Annotated in this window: 15 protein-coding genes and 1 pseudogene; 5 read left to right on the top strand and 11 right to left on the bottom strand. The window is 58.9% G+C overall.

Annotated elements, in window-relative coordinates; translation table 11 throughout:
* Positions 1–481 precede the first annotated feature (481 nt).
* Together YUA_RS50590 and YUA_RS46120 are read left to right on the top strand one after the other, a co-directional pair.
* Entirely contained in the window at positions 482–2371 is a 1890-nt protein-coding gene (locus tag YUA_RS50590; protein ID WP_156947521.1) for an SIR2 family protein, read from the top strand.
* A 217-nt stretch (positions 2372–2588) separates the two neighbouring features.
* Positions 2589–4103: a DUF2235 domain-containing protein gene (locus YUA_RS46120; RefSeq protein ID WP_051383572.1), complete on the top strand. Its 1515-nt coding sequence runs from the start codon at positions 2589–2591 to the stop codon at positions 4101–4103.
* 689 nt (positions 4104–4792) lie between these two features.
* On the opposite strand, the gene YUA_RS46115 is transcribed toward YUA_RS46120, so the two are convergent.
* The 7 genes and pseudogenes from YUA_RS46115 to iolG all read right to left on the bottom strand — a co-directional run bounded on the left by YUA_RS46115 (position 4793) and on the right by iolG (position 11334).
* Positions 4793–5578, bottom strand: a complete 786-nt coding sequence (locus YUA_RS46115; RefSeq protein ID WP_245285349.1) for an IS630 family transposase — start codon at positions 5576–5578, stop codon at positions 4793–4795.
* Between the two features lie 146 nt (positions 5579–5724).
* Positions 5725–5799 (bottom strand): annotated as a pseudogene (locus tag YUA_RS52130) (hypothetical protein); the annotation flags it as partial.
* A gap of 553 nt (positions 5800–6352) precedes the next feature.
* Positions 6353–7357, bottom strand: a complete 1005-nt coding sequence (locus YUA_RS0136320; RefSeq protein ID WP_027535076.1) for a substrate-binding domain-containing protein — start codon at positions 7355–7357, stop codon at positions 6353–6355.
* A 54-nt stretch (positions 7358–7411) separates the two neighbouring features.
* On the bottom strand, positions 7412–8515 hold the full coding sequence (locus YUA_RS0136315) for an ABC transporter permease (RefSeq protein ID WP_027535075.1): 1104 nt from the start codon (positions 8513–8515) through the stop codon (positions 7412–7414).
* The gene (locus YUA_RS0136310; protein ID WP_027535074.1) at positions 8505–9245 is read right to left on the bottom strand and encodes an ATP-binding cassette domain-containing protein; all 741 of its coding nucleotides are present in this window, start codon (positions 9243–9245) and stop codon (positions 8505–8507) included. The genes YUA_RS0136315 and YUA_RS0136310 overlap by 11 nt, the downstream gene beginning before the upstream one ends.
* A gap of 177 nt (positions 9246–9422) precedes the next feature.
* Positions 9423–10232: an SDR family oxidoreductase gene (locus YUA_RS0136305; RefSeq protein ID WP_027535073.1), complete on the bottom strand. Its 810-nt coding sequence runs from the start codon at positions 10230–10232 to the stop codon at positions 9423–9425.
* A gap of 94 nt (positions 10233–10326) precedes the next feature.
* Positions 10327–11334, bottom strand: coding sequence for an inositol 2-dehydrogenase (gene iolG, locus YUA_RS0136300; protein WP_027535072.1), 1008 nt, complete (start codon positions 11332–11334; stop codon positions 10327–10329).
* Positions 11335–11516: 182 nt separating this feature from the next.
* Here iolG and YUA_RS0136295 point away from each other — a divergent pair, with 182 nt between their 5' ends.
* Positions 11517–12389: a MurR/RpiR family transcriptional regulator gene (locus tag YUA_RS0136295; protein ID WP_027535071.1), complete on the top strand. Its 873-nt coding sequence runs from the start codon at positions 11517–11519 to the stop codon at positions 12387–12389.
* 58 nt (positions 12390–12447) lie between these two features.
* On the opposite strand, the gene YUA_RS0136290 is transcribed toward YUA_RS0136295, so the two are convergent.
* The 4 genes from YUA_RS0136290 to iolD form a co-directional block, all read right to left on the bottom strand.
* Positions 12448–13521 (bottom strand): Gfo/Idh/MocA family protein, encoded by a 1074-nt coding sequence (locus YUA_RS0136290; RefSeq protein WP_051383571.1) that lies wholly within the window; start codon positions 13519–13521, stop codon positions 12448–12450.
* 68 nt (positions 13522–13589) lie between these two features.
* Positions 13590–14564, bottom strand: a complete 975-nt coding sequence (locus YUA_RS0136285; RefSeq protein ID WP_027535069.1) for a Gfo/Idh/MocA family protein — start codon at positions 14562–14564, stop codon at positions 13590–13592.
* A 97-nt stretch (positions 14565–14661) separates the two neighbouring features.
* Positions 14662–15561: a myo-inosose-2 dehydratase gene (gene iolE, locus YUA_RS0136280; protein WP_027535068.1), complete on the bottom strand. Its 900-nt coding sequence runs from the start codon at positions 15559–15561 to the stop codon at positions 14662–14664.
* Positions 15562–15567: 6 nt separating this feature from the next.
* A complete protein-coding gene (gene iolD / locus YUA_RS0136275; protein WP_027535067.1) occupies positions 15568–17439 on the bottom strand; it encodes a 3D-(3,5/4)-trihydroxycyclohexane-1,2-dione acylhydrolase (decyclizing) in 1872 nt (623 codons plus the stop codon).
* A 169-nt stretch (positions 17440–17608) separates the two neighbouring features.
* Between iolD and YUA_RS0136265 the strand changes: the two genes are divergently transcribed.
* Positions 17609–18739, top strand: coding sequence for a Gfo/Idh/MocA family protein (locus tag YUA_RS0136265; protein ID WP_027535066.1), 1131 nt, complete (start codon positions 17609–17611; stop codon positions 18737–18739).
* Between the two features lie 730 nt (positions 18740–19469).
* Positions 19470–19673, top strand: a complete 204-nt coding sequence (locus YUA_RS0136260) for a hypothetical protein (RefSeq protein WP_035972646.1) — start codon at positions 19470–19472, stop codon at positions 19671–19673.
* Positions 19674–19705 lie beyond the last annotated feature (32 nt).

Raw genomic sequence — 19705 nt, 5'->3', positions numbered from 1 at the left:
TTCGCTTTCGAATGAGCGCGCAGCTCTTTCACGTCAGCCTTTGTGTATTCGCGACGCACTGTTTTCTTCTTCGTAGCCGTCTTCTTTGCCTTCTTCGCCACTTTTAGCTCCTCGATCCGAGAGTGGGCGTACTAGCACACCCCCGTTGAGGCGCAACTCTCCGCCAGTTGACGCTGTATGCTGGTACGATCCGTGAACTCTCTCGTGGAGTCCGTATTTCAGGCGACTTGCCCGACCTATCGAATTGTTCTGGCAATTCCTGGTGGGCCAACGTTACAACTTGAAGTAATCTGACCGATGTAAGGTCAAATGATGTTTGGTAACGCAGCTAGTAGAAGATGCGCGGAGGCCCATGCCAACTATTAGATTGCCGAACGGACCCTATGCAGCCCTCCAAGACTCCTCGCCTATCCGCGCAATGGGTTGTCGGCAGACGTTTTGAAACGCTGAGAATCGTCAATGCCAATATGAGACTATTTTGATGCCAACGCCACCGCGTACGTTAGAAGACATTGTAGAGGCGCTGCGGCCGAAACCAGGCATAACGCGAAAATGCACCGTGCTACTCGGTGCTGGCTGTTCGATCAGCGCGGGGATTCCATCGGCAGGTGCCGTGGTAGAGCATATCAGGACCGCATATCCTGCCGCCTACGCGCGTGCGACACCGAAAGACTATCCTGGCTGCATGGCCGCTCTAGACCGGGGGGTCCGGCGCGATCTTATTGGCGGATACATCGACAATGCAAAGATCAATTGGGCCCACCTCGCGCTCGCTCAACTCATTGATCACGACTTCATCGATCGGGTACTTACTACCAATTTTGATCCTCTCGTTTCCAGGGCCTGCTCCCTTATAAATTCGTTCCCGGCGGTTTATGACTTCGCCGCATCGCATCTTTTCAATCCCGACCAGGTGAGTGAAAAGTCGATCTTCCATCTCCATGGTCAGCGTGATGGCTTTGTGCTTCTCAACACGCGTGAAGAGGTGAACAGGCATCGGCGCTATGTGAAGCCTGTTTTCGAGGATGCGCACAAAGGTCGGATTTGGATTGTGGTCGGTTATAGTGGCGAGAACGATCCGGTTTTTGATCTTCTGGCCGATGTCCGGACGTTCGAGTATGGGCTCTATTGGATAGGCTATGGAAAGACGCCGCCGGACCATGTCTCCAAACGGCTCCTCACCCCGGGTCGCGGCACGCACTTCTTGGGTGATTGGGATGCCGATGATTTTTTCGTCACGCTGGCTCAAAGGCTTGGATGCTTTCCCCCGCGTTTTGTAACGCAGCCGTTTTCGCATTTGAAGTCTATGTTTCAGATGCTGAAGGACTACAAAGCTCCGAGAAACTATCTAGGCGACGAACCTGGGCTCCGCGAAAGCCGGTTTGACGTCGCCGCCGTCATACGGCCCCAGCTCGACGCGCTGATCGCGGGCCACGAGCAGGCCCTATCTGCTGAATACTATTTCCTCGCAGGCGAGCATGAGCGCGTTGCCGCGTTGTTCAAGGGCCGGCAGCTGAAGAAGCTGACCGAACGGGAACGGGACACTTACGGCTGGTCGCAAATGATTCTGGGCGATCGTGCGCACTCAATAGCGAAAATCGACGATGATCGTGACGTTTATCGGAAAGCCGCTGAGCATTTCGCCATCGCGGCGAAAATTCGGGTCACAGAAGCTGATGCTCTCTACAATTGGGGCAATGTCCTGTTCGACCTGTCTATGGCAGTCCGGGATGGCGCGCCGGAAATGATGACCAGGGCGGCGGAAGCGCTGCTCAACCGCGCCGTCGTGAAATATCGGGCTGCACTGGCAATAGATCCTCAATTTTCAGAGGCCCACAACAATTTAGCGAATGCGTTGGCGGATCTGGCGCGCGTAGAATACCCCCGCAGCGACAGTAGGATACTGAGAGAAGCATTTGTTCACTACGAAGCGGCGCTACGACACACCCAGACGCCCGACGTCGTTCACAATAATTTTGCCAAGGCATTACATGATTTGGCGCGGATCACGGACGACCTCGTGCTGTTTAAGAAGTCGATGGTGCATTTCCAAGCTGCGGGAGCGGCTAATCCAAACTATTACAGCGTCTATCTGAGCTGGGGCCACGCACTTGCCGATCTCGCCCGTAGGACCGGCGCTCCCAAGAGCTATAAGGCGGCATTTGAGAAATACCGCCGGGCTGCAGAGATTGAGCCGACGGATACCGCTGCGCATCACAGCTGGTATTATACGATCCTGGAATTCGCCAAGAAATTGAAGGGAAAGGAAAAGGCGGCTTATCTGAAACAGGCCGCGGCGGTGTCCGCTGAACAAAAGCGCCGGCGCCGTAATCTGGAGCGTCGCATTCTCCAGTCCGGGGGAGCAAGGTAAGGGGGTGGTGGATGCCGAGAGGCTTGCGGTTGAGCTTCAGCCCCCGCGGCGTAGATCGAGCCATTTACGCGACCGCGGCGAGTTTGAGCCTTAGATGGCTCAAAATGAGGCGAACGCGACCATCCGCGAGCTGTGCTCAAGTGGGCCAGCTCACATTTAGGCTCATGCAATCTGTGATATGGATTGGCCTTTGGCGCACTTTTGGGGACGATGTGCAATGCCGAAGAATATTGTGATCTTTTCCGACGGCACAGGCCAGGCCGGCGGAATCAATTTCGACGAAGCGAGGACGAACGTTTACAAGCTCTACCGCGCGTGCCGCGTCGGCCCGGACACGAAGGTTGAACCATCCGAACAGGTCGCCTTCTACGATGCCGGTCTTGGTTCGGCGTCGGACGGCGGCCATTTCAAAATCGGCTGGATGCGCTGGCTCTACAACCTCGCCAGCATGGCGACGGGGCTCGGGATCACCCGGAACATCGTTGATTGCTACGCCGCGATCATTGCACTTTATGAGGAAGGCGACCGCGTATTTCTCATCGGTTTCAGCCGAGGGGCATACACGGTCCGATCCGTTGCCGGCGTCATGACCTATTGCGGTGTCCCGCGCCATATGCCCGATGGCTCGCCCCTGCGCCGCGATCCAAAGAGCATCCACAAGCTGGCCGAGCATGCCGTCAAGGATGTCTATCAATTCTGCCCATCCTACTCGCGCAAAATTCTCGGATATCGGCAATTCCTGTTGGAGACTCGAGACGCAATCGCCGCCCAATTCAGAAAGCAGTACGGCAGCGCAATGACCGTCGACGGCGCCGAGCACGCGAACGTCTTTCCCTACTTCATCGGCGTGTTCGATACCGTCGCCGCCCTCGGCCACAAATATCTGGGCGCGGCGCTCGTGACGTCGGGCATTGCGCTACTGATCGGTCTTCACTGGCTCGGTGGCTTCCTTCAGCCGGTCTTTCCATGGGCCGGATGGGTGGCCTGGATTCTGAGCTACCTCGGCATCGCCACAGCGCTGATCGCCTTTCTCATGAACTATCTCAAGATCGCGCCATCCTTGCCCGGCTATGGGTTCTTGAAGCGCGTCCGGACCGCGCATTTGGCGCCGCCAAAGCACAAATTTTACGACACGACACTGAATCCGAACGTCGGCTACGCCAAGCACGCGATTTCCATCGATGAGAACCGCGCCGACTTCAAACGCGTCGGCTGGTCGCCGACGGCCGAGAAGCAGGACGAGCGGGACGCGCACGGCAACCTTTACTTCGAACAGGTCTGGTTTCCGGGCGTGCACGCCGATGTCGGCGGCGGCTATCTCGAGAATGAGGCGCGGCTCTCGGACGTCGCGCTCAATTGGTTGCTCGCCGGAGCCTCGCTCATTCCGGGCGGCCTGAAACACGACGGCAGTGTGTTACGGCTGTCGCCCAATCCCGCGGGTCCCCAGCACAATGAGCAGGCGGGAGGCTTCCTCAAGGCCGGGGTTCGTGACCTGCCGATCGACCCCGAGACGGAAGAATCGAGATCACCGATGCACAAATCGGTCTATCGGCGTTTCGAAGCAGCGTCCGTTCTTCTCTACGATCGCATGGCGGCCTACCGCCCGGACAACATGAGGGTCCACGTCGACTTCAAGCATTACTTCGATGGGAGCGCGGCGCAGCTGCCCCAATGCGTTGCCGATGACATTGAAAAGAAGTGGGAAGATGCCGGCCATGTCGGGCGGCTCTGACCCAGATACAACATTCAGGATGCGGTTCTGTCGGGCGGCCTTCGCGACGCCTTTGGCCTCCGCGGAGACGAGGAGATCACATCACAATGCCGAGAGTGCACTCGCCGCCCACCGTCAAAAACACCGTTTGAAAAACCGTTTTAGTTCGGCTCTCTCAAACGGTTTCTCTCGCTAAGGTCTTGATTTGTATGGTGGGCGCACCAGGGCTCGAACCTGGGACCCGCTGATTAAGAGTCAGCTGCTTTCAGGGAAACTTCGCTGGTGAGTTCACCCGCTGTGAAAAATCCGATGCGGCAGGCGCTCTCGAAGTCGCCTGAGCTACTGCAGACGTCACGTTACTTCAAGGGGTGATCGCCCACGCTTGCCCTCAATAGATTTTTCTTGATCTCCCGGTGCACACGTCGTGCACACGCCGCGTTCTAACCGATTGAAAAACCTATACTCTCGCTCCAATCCATCATGGGTGCAATGCAAAATCGATGCGCTAACATATTGATGTTATTCCGCTTTATCGTCTCACCTGGTATAACTGATATTTGGGCCAACTAAAGTTTTCAAGCCGACAGTTGAGGCATTTTCCTTTCGTTTCAAGTGCTTATTCAGAGGGCTTCGTAGCCGCGCTGAACATGGTGCATCTGCTCGGTACAGCATTGCAGTACTAGGTCAGCGATTTCTTGGTTCGAATCATATCAGGCGGCCTCGGCGAGTTTGTAGGACCAAGTGTGGATGACCGGATGGCGATTGACGTCGTCGATACCAGCCATGATGCGCTCCCTAAGTTCGTGTTTTGAGGCCACCCGGATGTGGCGCAGGACCGAACGGGCGAACTTGGAGAAGAGTCCCTCGATGAGATTGAGCCACGAGCCGTGCTTGGGGGTGAAGGTGAGTTCGAAGCGTTCGCTTGGTCGCGTGGCGAGCCAGGCTCTGGTTTCTCTCGATATGTGCGCGGAATGATTATCGAGGATCAACTTGATCGCAGTGTTCGGCGGATAGGCGGCATCGATAAGCCTGAGGAACTCGATGAACTCTCGACTGCGGTGGCGATCTTTGACAAGGGCGTGGACCTTGCCGGTGAGCAGATCAATCCCAGCCAACAGGCTAAGCGTGCCATGGCGTTTGTATTCATGGTCGCGCGCAAAGGTGGCGTGGACGCCAGGCTTGGGCGGCAAATCCGGCGCCGTCGTTGCGATGGCCTGGATTCCCGGCTTCTCGTCACAGGAGACGATCGTCACCGGCTTGCCCGATTTCTTCGACTTGGCAGCGGCCTTTTTCAGGATCTGGACCTCGCGATAGATGCACAGCACCTCCGCCATCTTTTGCTCGAACTCGGCGTCGCGGTTTTCAAGATAGTAACGCACCTTGTGGGGCTTGATTTCCTCTCGCGCGAGGATCTTGCACACCGTTCCCTGGACCAAATTGGCCAAACACGCATGCCCTGCCGCCGGTCCGTGCTCGCGTGCATGGCGTGCCAGCAACCGCGTCGTCCACAACTCATGGGGATAGCCGTGATGGGATAGCCGTGATCCTTGGCCTTGTCGCATGCCAACGACACCAACCAGGCTTTGGCCTCAGGCGTGATCGTTGGCTCCTTGCCCGGTCGCGGACGATCATCGAGGGCCGCCAGTGGCCCAGCGGCCAGTGCTCGCTCGACACAGCGCTGCACCGTCTGATGATGGACTCCAAGTCGTTGGCCCACCGCGCAGAACGACGGATTCTCTCGATACGCCAGCAGTATCTGTGCTCGCGATACCCGGCTCGCCAGCTCAGTTCTCGACCGCGAAAGAGCCGCCAAGGTCGCTATCTCTTCCTCACATTGCTAATTCGACCGCCGCCATCCTGCCATGTTCCTCGTTGCGCCAACCGCAAACGAAGAATCCGCCAACCACCCGTCCGTTCCACCAATTCAGCCTGCTCCATGACCGCAGAGTTCATGGAATCGGTCGTCTAGTTTGAGCCAAATTAAGGAAGTGTCGTCGAAGGAAATCAATAGGTGCCGGGCATGGCCAATATGACGGGATGGATCGCTTGGACAAAATCGGTGCGAATTGCGCCTCCGTTTTTGAGCAGCCAATGGGGCGAATTCCCGGCGTCGAGACTTCAGGCGCATGCTGACGACGCCTCTCGCGCTCGGCAAAAGTGCCACGAGGCCAGGTACTGGAGATCCCAGACGGCCCGCGGCTGCGTTCTATTTCATCGTCGTGAAAGGGCAGCGGACTAGGTGCCCCTAGCCCGCTGTCATCAAGCTCGGACTACTTTGCAATGCAGCTGTCGACGTTCTTGGACGTGCAAACGTCGAGTCCCGTATAGGTCGGATCTTTGGGCGCAGCCTTGCCCTCCTTGACGTCCTTCAGCGCGAACATGGTCTTGTAGCCCATCTCGAACGGACGCTGTCCCACTTGGCCGAGCGAAAACCCCTCCTTCATCTGGTCGATCTGAACCGGCAGTGTGTCGGCAACCACCAACGCCAACTCTTTCTTGGCGATCTTGTCCTTGAAGGGCGCAACCGCAGCGCGGTTGGCGTCCGGCACGAATTGCGGGAATCCGCCCGTCGGTGTAAACGCGTCCAGGGCCGGGTTCTTTGCCATGGTGTCCTGGAATTGCTGCACCGACAGAGGGAAATCGTCGTTGGTGTAGAGCGGGCAGCCGTCGATCTCTTTCCAGCCATTCTGTCCAGTCAGCCGCTCCCCGGGCGATTGGGCAGACTCCTTGCCGGCCAGCGTATCACGGATGCCCTTCATGCGCTCATTGTGGTTGGCTGCAGCTGCGCCACCGGACTGGATACAGATCGTGCCGCCTTTCGGCTTGATGGTCTGCACGATCTTGGCGATGTTGACGCCAATTTCGTAGTTGTGGGTGCCAATATAGGCAAGGCGCAGATCCTTGTTCTCGGGGAGAACGTCGGAGTCCCAGGTCAACACGGGAATGCCTGCGCCCTTGGCGGCCTGCAGCGCAACGGCCATCGCTGCCGCGTTGGCCGGTGCCACGGCAATGCCGTCCACCTTCTTTGCGACGAGGTCCTGCACGATCTGCACCTGCTCCTCACCACCGCCGTGCTCTCCCGGACCGATGTACATGCATTGGAAGGAGCCCTTGGACTCGGCTTCCGCCTTCTTGCAGCCGTCGCGCGCCTGGTCGAAGAACGGATTGTTCATGTTCTTGGGAACGAGCGCAAAGGTGAACTTCTGCTGCGCGTAGGCCTGTCCTCCCATCAGCGCTGAAAACGCGACGGCGGCCATTAGTAGATGTTTATGCACGTGTCTCCTCCCTTTTGTTGACTCCAAGTCTCCGACTCTCATGCCATCGGATTCCTAACCCCGCTTCCAGGCAACCCACTCGCGGATCGTAGCAACAAGCGACGTTCCGCTCGCCTGCATGCCGAGAAGAACGGCGATGACGATGAACATGCCAACGAAGGCGCCTTGCCAGTTCGAATCGATGCCGGCCATCAGAAGGGCGTTGCGGATCACCTCAAGGAAGGCCGATCCGATCACGGCGCCGAAGGCGGTTCCGTAGCCGCCCATCAGGTTGGCACCGCCGATGACGGTGCCGGCGATGACGCGGAGCTCGTAGCCGGTCCCCATCGCGTTGATGGCCGAGCCGCTGTAGCCAAGGAGCAGCAGCGAAGCGATGGACGCCGTGAATGACGAAAACAGATAGGCTTGAAACTTGATCCAGTCGACCGGCACGCCGGTCAGGCGCGCGGCGTTTTCGTTGGAACCGATCGCATAGAGGTGGCGCGCCCAAGCCGTGAATATGAAGATGGCGCCAAGAATGAAGGCAAGGATCAGCATCACCCAAAAATGGGAGGACAACTCCGGAATCCAGCGTGGCGCCCAGCCAGCTGGCGCATGGAGCGGCCATTTTGCCTGGCCGATTGCCCTGACGATCGGCGCGTCCGGACCAAACTGGTACAGCATCTGGTTGCCGGACAGCACGACGGCCAGCGAGCGCGCGATCGACAGCATACCGAGCGTCACGACGAAGGACGGCATGCCAACATAGGCAACGAAGAAGCCGTTGAAAGCTCCGCACGCCAGTCCCGCGAGGAGTCCGGCGGCGAAGGCGACGTACCAGGGATGATGCCAGGTCAGCAGCAACCCGGTGACAATGGCAACGAGCCCCATCACCGAACCGACGGATAGATCGATGCCCCCCGTGATGATGACCACAGTCATGCCGAGGCTCATGATCGCAAGCGGAGCGAAGTTGCGCGTGATGTTTGTTACGTTGTCGACTGTGCCGAAACTCGGCTCCAGCCAGGTCATGAAGATCACCAGAGCCAAGAGCGCGGCTGCGACCCAGAATGCCTGACTGGTCACCAGGCGTTGGAAGGCCGTCTGCTCGCGAATGCTGACGACGTCACTGATTGCGGCGTGTGTTTCTTCTATCACTTTGGCGGAGCTAGGCTTCACGGATCGCCCCCGTAATCAGGCCGGTGATCTGCTCCGGCGAGGTCGTCGCAGTTTCCTTGTCGGCCACTTTTGAGCCACGCCGGAGCACAATGATACGATCGCAGACGGTGAACACGTCAGGCATGCGATGGCTGATCAGCATTACCGAAACCCCGCGAGACTTCAGCCGGCGAATGAGCTCAAGCACTTCGGCGACCTGTCGCACAGAAATGGCCGCGGTCGGCTCGTCCATCAGGACGAGCTTGGCATTGGACAGCCGGGCCCGCGCAATCGCAACAGCCTGGCGTTGCCCCCCCGACATCTTCTTCACGAGGTCCCGGGGACGCGTTTCCGATTTGAGCTCCCCGAAGAGCTCGCCGGCCCGCTTGATCATTGCCTGCTTGTTGAGGATGCGGAGCGGCCAAAATCCCTTCTTGATCTCTCGCCCGAGGAAGACGTTCTCTGCTGCGGTGAGATTGTCGGCGAGCGCAAGCTCCTGATAGACAACTTCGATGCCCTCGGCCCGCGCCTCGATTGGCCGGTGAAAATGGCACGCCTTGCCGTCGACGACGATGGCGCCCTCGGTTGGCGGGAAGTTTCCGGCAATCAGCTTCACCATGGTCGATTTGCCGGCGCCGTTGTCGCCCATCAGCCCGACCACCTCCCCCGCATCGATCGAAAAGCTGACGTCGGCCAGTGCGCGGATGGCACCAAAGCTCTTCGAAATGCTTCGCACATCAAGCAAGGCCACGCGTTCCCTCCATCGTGCGGCGTGGCGGCTCTATCTGGCCGCTTCACATCGTCTTTTATGCAATTAATATTGCAACACCCGCAATTACGCAATACCTATTTCAGATACTGCAATGAACGAAGCTAGGGCGCATTCCGTCGCCCGCTTGTCACAAGAAGGCTTTGGCCCCGGAACGTCTCAGAGCGGCGCTTCCGGGTGCGGTGACGTATCGTAGGCGCCCCAGATGCTTTGATCGAAGTTGATTGTGGCTCCCGTCATCATTCCGGACTCGTCGCAGGACAGGAACGCAACGGCGCGCGCGACCTCGATGGGATCGAGCAATCGGCCGAAGGGCTGCTGCGCGGCGGCCTCTTCGAGCCAGTTCGCAGACCGGCCATGGTGGACTTGCTGCGTGTTGAACTCGCCTTCCGAGGCCATCCATCCAATATTGAGACCGTTGACGCGGATGCGGTTGCGCAGCAGCGCATGAGCCGTATTTCGCGTCAGCGTATCGAGCGCCCCCTTCGATGCGCAATAAGCCGCAATGAAGGACTGGCCCCCCATCGCCGACATTGAAGAGACATTGACGATCGTGCCCTGCGCTCTGTCGCGGCGCATGAGCTTGATCGCGTCTTGCATCAGAAAGAAGGGGGCCCGCGTATTGACGGCGAAGATTTTGTCGAAAAGTTCGGGGCTTGTGTCGATGATGGTGCCGCGGCTTGTGTCGCCCGCAGCGTTCACCAAGGCGTCGACGCGCCCGAAAGCCCTGTCCGCTTCAGCCACGACTTTGGCGCAATCCTCGATCTTTGTCAGGTCAGCGCGCACAAATGCCACGGCTGCGCCCGTGGCTGTGGCGATTGCATCGGCCTTTGCTCGCCCCTTCGTCTCGTCACGACCGCACGTTACGATGCCCTTCGCGCCGCGCTCGGCGAAGAGTTTGGCGATGGCGGCACCGAGCCCCTGCGTACCACCCGTGACAATCGCGATCTTTCCATCCATCGAAGTCATACAAGTTCTCCAACGATCGGATCGGGCTCTCGGTTATGAGACCTTGCGTAGCCTGACCCTGCTGCTAGTCGACGCCCCGAAGGCACGTTCAACGTCATGCGATATTGCGGACCTCGATCTTCTTGCCGGTCTTGGCGGAATCGATCGCCGCCTCCGCGAGCACGAGCGCACGGTAACCGTCATCGAAAGTCGCTTGGGTCGGCCGACCATCGCGAATGGTGGCAATGAACGCGGCGATCTCGGCTTCGTAGGCCTCCGCATAGCGCTCGATAAAGAAGTTGAGGTAGGGCTCGGCCGCGTCGGTAGTGGTCGAGCCATAAAATTTCAGCTCGTGCGCCTTCTTGTTGTCGGAGATGACCATCCCCTCGCTGCCAAACAGCTCGATCCGCTGATCGTAGCCAAAGGCAGAACGTCGAGAGTTATTGATATGGCACAGCTTTCCATCAGCAGTGCGCATAACAATCATAATAGAGTCGAAGTCGCCAAAATCAGTTCCGATGGTGGGATCAACAAGCGCGCTGCCGGTCGCGAAGACCTCGGTCGGCTCGTCGTTCAACATGAATCGCGCCACGTCAAAATCGTGGATCGTCATGTCACGGAAGATACCGCCCGAGACTGCTGTGTAGCCTCGCGGTGGCATCCCCGGATCACGCGATGTAATGACGACCTGCTCAAGTTTCCCGATTTTGCCTGCGGCGCAGGCGTTGCGAGCGGCGCGGTGCCCGGGGTCGAAACGGCGATTGAAGCCAATCTGAATTGGGACGTTGTAGCCTTCGATCGCCTTCCGGCATGCGCGCACCCGATCGAGACTGAGATCGATCGGCTTCTCACACAATATCGGCTTGCCAGCTTTTGCCGCGAGTTCGATCAAATCGGCATGCGTGGCAGTCGATGTCGCGATCAGAACTGCGTCGGCCCTACCAATCGCATCTTCCACGCTTGCGGATACCCCGCAGCCATGCACTCTGGCGACCGCTTCGGCGGCAGCTGTGTTCGGATCGAATACCGTCTCCAGGCGCGCCCCGTCCGCCTTCGCAACATTCCGAGCGTGCAAGACGCCAATACGCCCGCACCCGAGCAATGCGAATTTGATCGCCACCATGTCCTCCCGCGACGCCTGTTCGATTTACTTGCAAGAGTTATTGCTAATATGCAAAAGTGTCAATAATTGTTCGCCGGCACTATCAATGATTCTGTGCCGCCGCCAGGGATGGTGACGCGAGGGCGCGTGAGTCTTTGTCGGCATCCGCAGGCAATGAAACGAGAATGGTGAGAGCACTGTAGATGCAGGACGTGAAGACACCGGAAGACTACGAGGAATTGATCCGTGTCATCCACGATCGCTACGATGACATGAGCAAGTCCTATCAAAAGATAGCTGTTTACCTGACCCAGAACCCGAATGATGTCGCGGTCCTGTCGGTAAACGCGATCGCCGATCGCTGCGGCATCCATGCTTCAAGCTTCGTGCGCTTTGCGCAGTCGCTTGGCTATGAAGGCTTCAAGGAACTCCAGGTACTGTTTCAAAGGCGCTTGTCGACCGCCGCCCCGGGTTTTGAGGCGCGCATTAAAGCTCTGGAAATCGAGTTGGGTACTCGTACGGATCGCAGCGAAGTTGGCTTTCTGCGCGACCTGGTCGTCCGTGACATTGCTTCTCTTCAGGACATGCTCACGGATATTTCGCCGAAAGCTCTCTCGGAAGCGGTGAGTCTCCTTGAGAGAGCCGACTCGATTTTTCTGATCGGGCAACTACGTTCAGCGCCCGTGGTTGAATTCCTTCGCTACATATTGACCATGCTGGGCAAACGTTGCGTGTTGCTCGACGCAGGCGGCGGGCTTGCTACGCACATGGCGCGTACGATCCGCAAGAAGGACGTGCTTGTTGCCGTGTCGTTCCGATTCTACGCAAACGAAGTCGTCAACGTTGTGGAGGAAGCCGGGCGCAATGGTGTTCCCATCATTGCGATGTCGGATAGCACGCTATCGCCGCTGACCAAGAGCGCCCGCGTTCTGTTCGCTGTTCCAGAGCATGAATACACCTTTTCGCGTTCGCTCGCCGCTCCGATGTGCCTTGCACAGGCTTTGACCGTAGCGCTGGCAGCGAGGCTACAGAAAAACGACGTCAATCCGCGGATTCCAACAGTGACCAGTCAGTAGAACTACTCAAGTGGGCTTACGCTGAGATGCCACGCGATGCGAGCAGGCGAGCAGCGCCTCAGAAAACCAATCGTCGATCGGTTACAGGGGTAACTCGCACCATGTCGGGCGTCGGATGGCGGTCACGTGGAGGGGATGCGATGGTTTGTGGTTGTCCGGTCAGGGCGGCTGTCTCAATTGCGACCAGTGCGCGCAAGTCCGCCAACCCCTCTTCGCCATCAGCCTCGGGCGATGTTCCAGCTTTGATACAATCTGAAAAGTATTCCGCCTGCGCGCCAAAATGGTCGATTTGCGGAAACTGAGTTTCGCGGACCTCGCCATCGCGGCGCAGACGGAGTTTTGTTGCAGTCTCGAACCTGAAGCCGGGATCGAGTTCGAGATCGCCCGCTGTCCCGACGACCCGATAATTGTCGACGGCGGCAGCCCCGAAGCTGGCGACAAATTGCGCCAGGCCGCCCGAAGGGAAACGCAGCATTGCTGCGACGGACGCTTCCACCTCGCAAAAGCGCGGGTCTCCGTTCGGTCGGTGCACCATCGCCATTGCCTCAATCGGCTCTTCTGCAAAGACGTGACGAGCCGCATTGACGCAATAGACCCCGACGTCCTGGAGCGGTCCGCCCCAACTCGCAGCTTTCAATCTGTGGTTCCCTGGCGGCGCTTGAAAGCTGAACACCGATTGAAAGAAGAGCGGCCGGCCGATCGCGTTGTTGCGGATATGTTCGAGCACCGCGACGGTTCCGGGCTCGTTGTGAAGCCTGTACGCGGTCATCAGAAATACGCCGGCCTCCCGTGCAGCGGCGATCATGGCAAGAGCATCTTGTTCGCTTGTGGCCAGCGGCTTCTCGACCAAGACGTGCTTGCCGGCGCGAGCCGCGCGAATGGCGAAGTCGGCATGCAAGTGGTTGGGAAGAGCAATGTACACCGCATCGACATCGGAGCCCCTCAAAAGGGCATCATATCCCTCATATCCGACAATCTGCCCAATACCATAGAAATCAGCCAACCGCGCAGCCTTGTCCGGATCGCCCGTCACAATCGCGGTAACCTTCGAGTTTGTGGACTGTCCAACTCCCGGCAAGAAGGCTTGTTGCGAAATCCAGCCCGCGCCGACAACTGCATACTTGATCATCATTTCCTCTCGAGCACTCGCATTGGATCGCGTGAGACGCTGTCGAATTCCGTGCAGCCTCGTTCGCTCTGTCAGTCATACAGCGAGGGACGTGGCCCATATCTCAGCGGAGCCACACCATTTCCGGCGAGGGCCTCAGCGACTTGCTCTGCGATGGCCGAGGCGACATAGCCGTCCCATGCACTTGCTCCGACCGACGCTCCGGTCTTCACAGCGCTGACCCAATCGGCCATCTGCTTGCGATACGCCTCTTCGAACCTCGGCACCCAATTGTCCGGATACGAATGACCACCAGCTCCGTCTCTGTTCAACAGCGTCAGCGATGCCGGCGCCAGCGATACCGTGCCCTGCCGACCGACCAGTTCGACATGGACATGGTAGCCGTAGCCGGCGTTTACGAAAACCTCGGTCGAAACAATCTCGTCCTTGTCGGTCTTCATCGTGATCATGAGGGGCTCGCCGCCGGGCCCCGCCTCCACGTGCGCAGAAACCATCTCCGATCCCAGAAGCCAACGGCTGATGTCGATCTCGTGGACGAACGAATTCGTGACAGCCATCGAACCGTTGAACCACTCCGGCGCGCGAACGTTTCGGTGCACGTTGTGCAACAACACGGGACCGCCCAATTCACCGGTGTCCCTGACGCGCTTGATCTCCTGATAGCCGGGGTCAAACCGGCGCATGTATCCGACCTGGATGAGCCTGCGACCCAAAGCGACTTCCGCCTGCACCACGTCCAGGGCATCCGCCGCTGAGGACGCCAAAGGCTTTTCGCAGAGAACAGGCTTCCCCGCCGCGATGCAGGCGCGCGTAAGCGCCGCATGTGTGGCGTCGGGCGATGCAATCACGATCGCGTCGATCTGGTCCGACGCGATCAACGATTGAGGATCCGAAAAGACGGTTGCTCCAGAGGCAACTGTCTGCGCTCGATCCGCGTTGGCATCAAAAATCCCGGCAAGATGAGCGCCGGGAGTCTCATGTCGGAGTATCCGAGCATGCTCGGCGCCCATTACACCTGTACCAATGACTCCAATCCCGATGCTCATTTCACCTTTCCCTCCGACCTGGCGCCAAGATGAACCCGCCGGGAAAGGGCGAGAGCTGAGCGCCTTTTCGCGTACGCCGACACCCGATCCGTGCGGTTCATTGCACGACTTCGTATCCAGCAGACGCCATCAAGCGCATCAATTCCGCGTGGCCTTTCTTGGCCATTTCCAGCGGCGGACTGACCTTCGGATCCTGCTCCGCCTCGACGACGAACCATCCCTCGTAGCCGTAGGACGCGAGGCGGGCGATGATCGCCGCGAAGTCGAGCGAGCCGTCGCCCGGCACGGTGAAGGCTCCTTTCACCACCGCGTCGAGGAAGCTCTGCCGTTTCCGGTCGAGCTTGTCGATGACGCTGCCGCGAACGTCCTTGGTGTGCACATGGCTGATGCGGGAATGATGCTTATCGATCACACGCAAAACGTCACCGCCGGCAAATGCCAGGTGACCAGCATCGAACAACAACGGTAACGCCTCACCAGAATTCGCCATGAGCAGGTCGAGTTCAGCTTCGGTCTCGATCGCCGCAGCCATGTGGTGATGGTAGGCGATCGGCATTCCCTGCCCGGCACACCATTCCGCGAAAGCCGTCATCTTGCGTCCATACGCCTTGATCTCCTCCTCCGAAAGCCTGGGTTTGGTATCGAGCGGCGCGGAGCGAATGCCCTGGATCGAGCGCGCTGTTTCGCCGTAGACGATGCAGGGCGCCTTCGCCGCAATGAAGAAATCCATTTGAGCGCGAATGCGGTCCATTTCCCGTTCGATGTCACCGTCGAGCAGAAGACCGGAGAACCAACCGCCGCACACGGAAATGCCAAACCGGGCGAGTATCGGGCCGAGCTCCTTCATGTTCATGGGGAATCGCCGTCCGGTCTCCATTCCCGTAAAGCCGGCGACGCTCGCCTGCCGTAAGCACTCCTCCAGGCTCACGTCGTCGGACAGTTCGGCAAGATCGTCGTTCCACCAGGCAATGGGGGCAATTCCAAGTTTCGCCTTCATGACTCATCACACTCCAATGCGCTGCTTCGCGCGGATCTCGTCCTGCTGCTTGCGCGCGCTTCGAACCGTCTCGCGCGAAGATACCTGGGGTACGCCGACGTCCCAGTCGGCATCGCCAGGAACCCACGAATACGCGTCCGAGGCGATCGAAAGCACGGTGGTGCGGTCGTTGCCTTTGGCCCATTCGAGCGCGGCAACAAGATCGGCAAGACTCTCGCAACGCCGTGCAGCCGCCCCCATGGACTCCGCGTGCTTGGCAAAATCAACGTGAGGAGGATTGTCGCGATTCTGAACGCGACAATCGGTCAACAAATTGTTGAAGCCTGGCACGCCCTTGAACTGTTGCAAACGGTTGATCACCGCGAACCCGCCATTGTCACAGACCACAACAATCATCTTGTGACCGCTCAGAACCGTCGAGTAGATGTCCGAGTTCATCATCAAATAGGTACCGTCGCCGACCATCACAATCGGCGTGCCGCCGAGTCCACCGGGCCCGGAATTGGCCATCGCATGGCCCCAACCGGCCGCGACCTCGTAGCCCATGCAAGAGAAGCCGAACTCAAGGTCAAAGGTATTCGGCGCCTTGACGCGCCAGCCTTTTGCGACTTCGCCAGGCAGCCCGCCGGCGGCTGAAATCAAGGTATCTGTCTCACCGGCGGATGCATTCACTGCCTGGACGACCTGCGCGTAGGTCGGCACCGGAGCGTTACTCGGGGCTTGTAGCGACTCGAGCAGCGCGTCCCATTCCCTAAAGAGCAACTGAGCACGCGCCATGTGGGCGGGGTCGACGCGCCACGCGCCGAGCGCCCCATCGAGTTCTTCAATGGTCTCCCGCGCGTCGCCCACCACCGCCAGCGCACGATGCTTCACCGCATCGAACCTCGCCGCGTTGATCGAGATGAAACGCGCGTCCGGGCTAAAGGCGGTCCATGATCCCGTCGTGAAATCCTGAAGGCGCGTACCCACCGCAAGGATGACATCGGCTTCGGCTGCGAGCGCATTCGCTGAGGTTGAGCCGATAATTCCGATCGGCCCAGCATGGGCCGGGTGATAGTGAGTCACCGCGCCCTTGCCGGCGACCGTCTCCACAAGAGGAATTCCACGCTTGACCGCAAAATCCGCGACGACACTGCCCGCCAGTGAGTAACGCACGCCGCCGCCAGAGATGAGGATCGGCTTCTTCGCGGTCTTGAGCAGCGCGGCTGCTTCCGCGAGCTTCTGACGGTCGGGACGCTGGCGCGGGATGGCCCAAATTCGAGGCTCGAAGAAAACCGCGGGATAGTCGAAGGCTACCTCCTGAGTGTCCTGTGGCAGCGCGAGAAAGGCCGGACCGCAATCGGCCGGATCGAGCATGGCGGCCACTGCTTGCGGCAGCGAAGAAATGATCTGCGCGGGATGAGCGATCCGATCCCAATAGCGCGTGACCGCCTTGAAAGCGTCGTTCACAGTGACGGTCGGGTCGCCAAAATGCTCGACCTGCTGGAGAACTGGATCCGGCAGCCGGTTGGTGAACGTATCGCCAGCGATGAGAAGGAGAGGCAAGCGATTTGCGTGAGCTGTTCCCGCCGCCGTCACCATGTTCAGAGCGCCGGGCCCAATGGACGACGTCGCTACCATGATTTGCCGCCGAAGCTTGGCCTTGGCGAAACCGATAGCCGCCAACGCCATCGACTGCTCGTTCTGTCCACGCCAGGTCGGCAGACGATCCTGCAGCGCCTCCAAGGCCTCGGACAGGCAGGTCACGTTTCCATGACCAAAAATGCCGAAGACGCCGGCGAACAGGGGCACGCGAACACCGTCGATTTCGGTGGACTGTTGAGTCAGCCATCGCACCAGGGCCTGGGCCATTGTGAGTCGGATTGTGGCGCCAGTCATGTGATCTCCTCCTTCGACGGTTTGTGAGAAACATAACCTGCTGCATTGAATATTGACAATGATATTTTTTCGCAACAATTATTGCTGAGGGCGTCTTCCATTCAGAACGTGCTCGATTTCTTCGCGGGTCGCCTCAACTCCGACCTCATCGTGAACAAGGATTTCCGGCATGACTAAACCGAAGCTTTGCATCGGCCTCATCGGTAGCGGATTCATGGGGAAAGCTCACGCTTTCGGTTACTCCATCGCCGCGCGTGTCTTCGACCTCCCGTTCGAGCTGGAACTGCATACGATCGCGGATATCAGCGATGAGGCAGCCGCGAAAGCAGCCTCCGCGCTGGGCTTCGCGCGCGCGACCTCGGACTGGCAGTCGCTCGTTGCGGACCCAGGTATCGACGTCGTGAACATCACGACGCCCAACGCGCTCCACAAGGAAATGGCCTTGGCTGCGATTGCCGGGGGCAAACATGTGTATTGCGAAAAGCCGCTGGCGCCGCTTGCGATCGATTCCCGCGAAATGGCTGACGCCGCTGAAGCGGCCGGAGTCAAGACGCAAGTCGGCTTCAACTACCTGTGCAACCCTATGGTGAGCCTCGCACGCGAAATGATCGTCGCCGGAGAACTCGGCGAAATACGCGGCTACCGCGGAGTCCACGCCGAAGACTACATGGCAGACAGCGCTGGGCCGTTCACCTTCCGGCATGATCCGGTTGGCGGCGGCGCACTAGCCGACATTGGCAGCCACGCATTGGCGACGGCCGAATTCCTATTGGGTCCAGCCGCTGGACCGATCACCCGGGTCATGGGCGATTGCGTCACGATGATTGAGGAGCGTCCGGATGGCAAAGGCGGCCGGAGGCGCGTCGAAGTCGACGATGTCAGCCGAGCTTTCCTCCGTTTCGCGAACGGCGCCTCCGGCTCGATCGAAGGGAATTGGATTGCGACAGGGCGGAAGATGCAACACGACTTCGAGGTCTATGGAACAAGGGGCGCCCTCGCCTTTAGCCAGGAACGATTCAACGAGTTGCATTTCTTCTCGACCGATGATCGCCGTGGCCGTCAGGGATTCCGCCGGATCGAAGCAGGCCCGGACCATCCGCCGTACGGCCTGTTCTGCGTTGCGCCTGGCCACCAGCTTGGCTTCAACGACCTGAAGGCAATCGAAGCCGCGGGCTACCTTGACGCGATCGCTGGGCGTCGGCCGGAGCCATTCAACTTCCGCGCCGGCCTGCGCGTCCAAACGCTCGTCGAGACGATTCTCGCCTCAAGTCGCGCAGGAACGTGGAAGGACGTTCCTTGAGAAGTTCTTCCTTCGAAAATCGCCACGTGGCGTGGCACCCACTTCTGCGGGCGTCACCGTCACTCCAAAGAGCGATCGCGCTCACTGGAGCCTAATAGATTTTTCTTGATCTCCCGGTGCACACGTCGTGCACACGCCGGCCTCTAACCGCTTGAAAAACTTGAGCTCTCGCTCCAATCCATCATGGGGGCCACGGAGAAGCGGCGATCTAACATGTTGTTTTCATTGATCTTCACAGATTGAGTCGGTCCAACCGATTTCTGGGCCGACAAATGATCGAAGGAATAGACCTAAGGCAATTTCCTTTCTTTTCAACGGCTTGATCCGACCACTCGATTATTTTCGCTTATTTCAGCCTTGCCCGGTACTGCACCGCAGTACCAAAATCCCCCGCGCAGTACCGCCCGGGCATCGACGTCGATCGCGCGCATCGCACCGCCTTCGAAGCGAGGCTTTCGGATAACACTCGAGTGGCGGAGATAAGCCGGCAGCGCCTTATCTGCCGCGCGAACGCCGAATTAGCTTTCATCGAGATCGCAACCTGAATCTCAATAGAGCTCGCGGAGCGTGTTGGTGCGACATCGATCGAGCTCATCTCGTTGCCTCGCTTCATACCGCGGCCTCGCGGGGCGGGCCGATTCAGCGACTGTGGCTGTGAAGTGGCTCACATCCGGCAAGACAATCTAGGTGTATCCCTCGTACCGGGTGGAAATGGCAGACGGAGATTCGCATGAAACGCCTCATGCTCTCGCTCATTGCTACCTTGCTTGTCGTCGGTACAGCCACCGGCGTACTCAGATCGCACGCACTCCTCCATATTGGACGGAGCGGCATGCCATCTATTCAAGAATTGCAGACAGGCCAGGCAAGTAAATTGCCCGATCAGGATATCCAGGACCGCTCTGTCGTATTTGCGAGCGAGCCGGCACAGTGAAGCAGACCATCCGCTTCGGATGATCTGCCTCA

Source organism: Bradyrhizobium sp. WSM3983 (assembly GCF_000473045.1).
Lineage (GTDB): Bacteria > Pseudomonadota > Alphaproteobacteria > Rhizobiales > Xanthobacteraceae > Bradyrhizobium.
The sequence above is the reverse complement of the archived record's forward strand: the minus strand, read 5'-3'. Positions and strand labels throughout refer to the sequence as shown.